The 4,954-nt window shown below is 66.9% G+C and carries 5 protein-coding genes; 3 read left to right on the forward strand and 2 right to left on the reverse strand.

All coding sequences use genetic code 11. The annotated features are described in order from the left end of the window. The coding region (gene thiL, locus B551_RS13205) for a thiamine-phosphate kinase (RefSeq protein WP_023264273.1) at positions 1-632 on the reverse strand (632 nt) is incomplete at its 3' end. A 311-nt stretch (positions 633-943) separates the two neighbouring features. On the opposite strand from thiL, the gene B551_RS13210 reads away from it, so the two are divergent. From B551_RS13210 to B551_RS13220, 3 genes are all read left to right on the forward strand, one after another. Further along, positions 944-3,292 (forward strand): NADP-dependent malic enzyme, encoded by a 2,349-nt coding sequence (locus B551_RS13210; RefSeq protein ID WP_043439473.1) that lies wholly within the window; start codon positions 944-946, stop codon positions 3,290-3,292. 354 nt (positions 3,293-3,646) lie between these two features. Further along, on the forward strand, positions 3,647-3,997 hold the full coding sequence (locus tag B551_RS13215) for a ribonuclease domain-containing protein (protein WP_052511364.1): 351 nt from the start codon (positions 3,647-3,649) through the stop codon (positions 3,995-3,997). Then, the gene (locus B551_RS13220; protein WP_006579293.1) at positions 3,994-4,602 is read left to right on the forward strand and encodes a barstar family protein; all 609 of its coding nucleotides are present in this window, start codon (positions 3,994-3,996) and stop codon (positions 4,600-4,602) included. The genes B551_RS13215 and B551_RS13220 overlap by 4 nt, the downstream gene beginning before the upstream one ends. A gap of 99 nt (positions 4,603-4,701) precedes the next feature. Here the strand turns inward: B551_RS13220 and B551_RS13225 are convergent. Further along, on the reverse strand, positions 4,702-4,954 hold a 253-nt coding region (locus B551_RS13225), incomplete at its 5' end, for a YidB family protein (RefSeq protein WP_043439474.1).

Below are 4,954 nucleotides of genomic sequence, written 5' to 3' on the forward strand. Positions count from 1 at the left end.
GCCACGCGCGGCGTCGGCGTGTCCATGCGCGGACGCACCAGCGTGAATTCGGGCTCGGGCAGCAGCCATTCGCCGCGGCAGTCGCCGAGCGCCAGCCGCGCGTCGCCGAGCGTGCCGGAGATCCAGATGTCGTCCCCCGGCCGGGCCGCGTCGCGGCGCAGCGCGCTGGCGCGCGGCACGTCGCCGAACACGGTCAGCGACAGCGTCAGCGGGCCGCGCGTGGTGTCGCCGCCGACCAGTTCGCAGCCATGCGCGTCGGCCAGTTCCAGCATGCCGGCGGCAAGCTCGGCCAGCCACGCCGGCTCGGCCTCGGGCAACGCCAGCGCCAGCGTGAAGGCGCGCGGCTCGGCGCCCATCGCGGCGAGATCGGACAGATTGACGGCAAGCGCCTTGTGGCCCAGCGCGCGCGGCGGCACGTCGGGGAAGAAATGGCGGCCGCTGACCAGCATGTCGGTGCTGACCGCCAGCAGATGTCCCGGGCGGGGGTCCAGCAGCGCGCAGTCGTCGCCGACACCGAGCACCGCCTTGCGGGCAGGCCGGGTGAAATAGCGGCGGATCAGTTCAAATTCGGAAAGCTGCGCGGATGGATGCGTGGAAGGTTGCGCGGCGGGGTCGCGGTCGGTCGGAGGCATGCTGGAGTCGGCTCGGCAACCCGCCCGGCGGGCGCGGCAAGAAGGCGGGAGAGTCCTGGGTGTCTTGTGACGGGGCCGCCGGACGACGCCTCGGACGGCATGCGCGGCTGGTCAGTGCCCTCCGCATCCGGCATATTGTACCGAAACGCAAAGGTGCCTCTCGCAAAACGCTTATTGTGAAATAAAATTTCACAATATAAAATGCGGGGCTCGATCAGGAGACAGCGGGCAGGTGGAGCCGGCCCGCGAGGGTGTGTTCCCACCGCTTTCCGCTTCGTCAAACACGGCTCCACAGACCGGAAGATGCGCCGATGACCAGTCCTTCGCAGCCCGATTCACAGCCGAACTCGCAGGCAATCTCGCAAGACGAGCTGAAACAGCAGCAGCGCGAGGCGCTGCGCAAAGCCGCCCTCGAATATCACGAGTTTCCGACCCCGGGCAAGATCTCGGTCACGCCGACCAAGCCGCTGTCGAACCAGCGCGACCTGGCGCTGGCCTATTCGCCGGGCGTCGCGGCCGCTTGCGAGGAGATCGTCGCCGATCCGGCCAATTCCTTCCGCTACACCGCGCGCGGCAATCTGGTCGGCGTGGTCACCAACGGCACCGCGGTGCTCGGCCTGGGCGACATCGGTCCGGCGGCCTCGAAGCCGGTGATGGAAGGCAAGGCAGGCCTGTTCAAGAAGTTTGCCGGCATCGACGTGTTCGATATCGAGATCGACGAGAAGGACCCGGAAAAGCTGGTCGAGATCATCGCCTCGCTGGAGCCGACCTTCGGCGGCATCAACCTCGAGGACATCAAGGCGCCGGAATGCTTCTACGTCGAGCGCAAGCTGCGCGAGCGGATGAAGATTCCCGTCTTCCACGACGACCAGCACGGCACCGCGATCGTGGTCGGCGCGGCGGTGATCAACGGCCTGCGCGTGGTCGGCAAGGACATCAAGGACGTCAAGCTGGTCGCCTCCGGCGCGGGCGCGGCAGCGCTGGCCTGCCTGGATCTGCTCGTTGATCTCGGCCTGCCGCTGTCCAACATCTGGGTCACGGACCTGGCCGGCGTGGTCTACGAGGGCCGCACCGAGCTGATGGATCCGGAGAAGGCGCGCTTCGCGCAGAAGACCGACAAGCGCAAGCTGGCCGAGGTCATCGACGGCGCCGACATCTTCCTGGGCCTGTCGGCCGCCGGCGTGCTCAAGCAGGACATGGTGCAGCGGATGGCCGACCGCCCGCTGGTGCTGGCGCTGGCCAACCCGAATCCGGAAATCATGCCGGAGCAGGTCAAGGAAGTGCGGCCCGACGCGGTGATCGCCACCGGCCGCACCGACTATCCGAACCAGGTCAACAACGTCCTTTGCTTCCCGTTCATCTTCCGCGGCGCGCTGGACGTGGGCGCGACGACCATCACCAAGCAGATGGAAATCGCCGCCGCGCACGCCGTCGCCGAGCTGGCGCGGCAGGAGCAGAGCGATATCGTGGCGACGGCCTACGGCATCCAGGATCTGTCGTTCGGCCCCGAATACCTGATTCCGAAGCCCTTCGATCCGCGCCTGATCGTCAAGGTCGCGCCGGCGGTGGCGCAGGCGGCGATGGACTCCGGCGTGGCGACCCGCCCGATCGAGGACATGGACGCGTACAAGCTGCAGCTGCAGCAGTTCGTCTACCACTCGGGCACGCTGATGAAGCCGATCTACGCGGCCGCCCGCAAGGTCGCGATGGAGAAGAAGCGCATCGTGTTCGCCGAGGGCGAGGAAGAGCGCGTGCTGCGCGCGGTGCAGGTGATCGTCGACGAGAAGCTGGCCAACCCGATCCTGATCGGCCGGCCGGCCGTGCTGACGCACCGCATCGAACGCTTCGGCCTGCGCCTGCGCATGGGCGTCGACTTCACCGTGGTCAACCCCGAGCACGACGAGCGCTTCCGCGACTACTCCGACACCTACTACCGGATGATGGCCCGCCAGGGCGTGACGCCGCAGTACGCCAAGCTCGAGATGCGCCGTCGCACCACGCTGATCGGCGCGATGCTGGTGCACAAGGGCGAGGCCGACGGCATGATCTGCGGCACGGTGAGCAATACCGCCGCGCATCTGCGCTATATCGACCAGGTGCTGGGCGGCACCAACGAGGTCTATGCGGCGATGAACGGCCTGGTGCTGCCGGGCCGCCAGATCTTCCTGGTGGACACCCACGTCAACGTCGATCCGAGCGCGCCGCAACTGGCCGAGATCACGATCATGGCCGCCGAGGAGCTCAAGCGCTTCGGCATCGAGCCCAAGATCGCGCTGCTGTCGCATTCGAACTTCGGCTCGTCGGAAGCGCCGTCCGCGCAGAAGATGCGCGAAACGCTGGCGATCCTGCGCGAGCGCGCGCCGGAGCTGGAGGTCGACGGCGAGATGCACGGCGACTGCGCGCTGGACCAGAAGCTGCGCGACCAGCTGGTGCCGGACGGCACGCTGAAGGGCGAAGCGAACCTGCTGGTGTGCCCGAACATCGATGCCGCCAATATCGCCTACAACCTGCTGAAGACGGCCGCCGGCAACAACGTCGCGATCGGCCCGATCCTGCTGGGCGTCAACGCGCCGGTGCATATCCTGACGCCGTCGGCTACCGTCCGCCGCATCGTCAACATGACGTCGCTGGTGGTGGTGGACGCGGCGGCGAAGCGGTAAGACCTCGCCAGGCGAGTGCAGGAGCCGGGGCATGCCCCGGCTTTTTTATTGGCCTTCAGCGACGGTTAGTGTGCGCATACATTCCATTAACGCCTTGAAACAATTCAGGTTTTCGGCGTGGCCGGCGCGCGGGGATTGATTATTTAACCGCTTGCGCGTAACCTAGCGCCTTCGATGCAGGCGATCCCTTGACCGCGCTTGGCGTTGGATTGCTGCGCCACCAGACCAGACAACGTGGGTTCCCCGACTTCTTTGCCGCAACGCGCATCGCGCTCCGACAAGATCCTGCTACGGGTCCAGCCTTCGCTCCAACGGGTTGCGCGCGGCGCCCTGCATACGCTCGCGGCGCTGGCCATGGCGGCCACGCTGGCGCAGCCGGCCCAGGCGAAGCAGTCCGCGCAGGTGCTGCCGGATACGCTGGGAACCATTGCAGTGCAGCAGTTGCCCAACGAGGCACAGCAGACGCTGCAGCGCATCGAGGCCGGAGGGCCGTATCCGTACGCGAAGGATGGCTCGCGGTTCGGCAACTACGAGCGGATCCTGCCTCGGCGGCCGCGCGGCTATTACCGTGAATACACGGTTGCCCGTCCAGGCAGCCGCAATCGGGGGGCGAAGCGAATCGTCTGTGGCGGCGAACAACGGGCCGCCAACGACTGCTATTACACGGAAGACCACTACAACAGCTTCAAACGGATAATCAGATGATGACTGACATTTTCGGACTGGGCGACGCCCTTGCCGCCCGCGAAGAGCGCGGCGCCGGAGATGGCTGGCAGCGGGCTCAACAACATGCCCAGAACCTTTATGACAGTGTGCTGATGATGCCCCGCTACGAGGTCGCGCACAATAAACTGCCGCCGGCGTCGCCGCAGGACGGCAATGCCGAAGTGGCCTGCGGCAGAGAGGCCGCGCTGAACCTGTTCAAGACCGTGCGACCCAATATCGTCCAGTCGATCCGCGCCTTCCGCGTGCCCGAGCTGGCACAGGCGGCAGCCGACCTCGGCCAGCATTTTCTCTACGCCAATTGCGCCCATTGCACGACCAAGGGCGAGGTGCTGGAAACGATCGCCACCGCCTTCCTGTTCCCGAAGCATTTCGGCAAGAACTTCGATGCGCTGGCCGATTGCCTGACCGACATGATTCACAAGGCCGGCGTGCAGCCCGGTTTCGTCATCGTGCTCGAGGGCCTGCCCTGCGCGCAGAAGTTCGACAAGGAAGCGCGCGAGACGCTGCTTGACGTGTTCCGCGACGCCGCCGAATTCTGGGCCGAGCGCCGCGTGCAGTTCCGCGTGTTCTACTCGTTCGCCTGAGCGCACTCAGCCCGCCGCACAAGAAAAAGGCCCGCCAATCGGCGGGCCTTTTTGCGTGGACAGCGGCGCGGCCGCCGTCCCGGCACTTCGCAAGGCCGATCAGGCCGCCGGCGGCACCTGGCCCTGCGGCGTCAGCTGGTCGATCAGCTCCGGCAGGCCGGCGCTGAGCTGCGCCGCGACATCGTCGCGCGACAGGCCGGTGCTCGACGACAGCGTGTCGAGCGCACCCGTGCCCTGCAGCGCCTCGGCCAGCGACGACGGCGATACCGGCTGATTGGGGCCAGTGCCGATCCACGAGGACACCTGCTCGCCCAGGCCCGCCTGCGCCAGGATCTGCTGCAGCGCGCCGATG

It is taken from the genome of Cupriavidus sp. HPC(L) (assembly GCF_000307735.3).
In the GTDB taxonomy this organism is placed as follows: Bacteria; Pseudomonadota; Gammaproteobacteria; order Burkholderiales; family Burkholderiaceae; genus Cupriavidus.

Coding starts and splice junctions, on each gene's coding strand:
- B551_RS13210 (WP_043439473.1), top strand. CDS start 944: ATGACCAGTCCTTCGCAGCCCGATTCACAGCCGAACTCGCAGGCAATC.
- B551_RS13215 (WP_052511364.1), top strand. CDS start 3,647: ATGGCGGCCACGCTGGCGCAGCCGGCCCAGGCGAAGCAGTCCGCGCAG.
- B551_RS13220 (WP_006579293.1), top strand. CDS start 3,994: ATGATGACTGACATTTTCGGACTGGGCGACGCCCTTGCCGCCCGCGAA.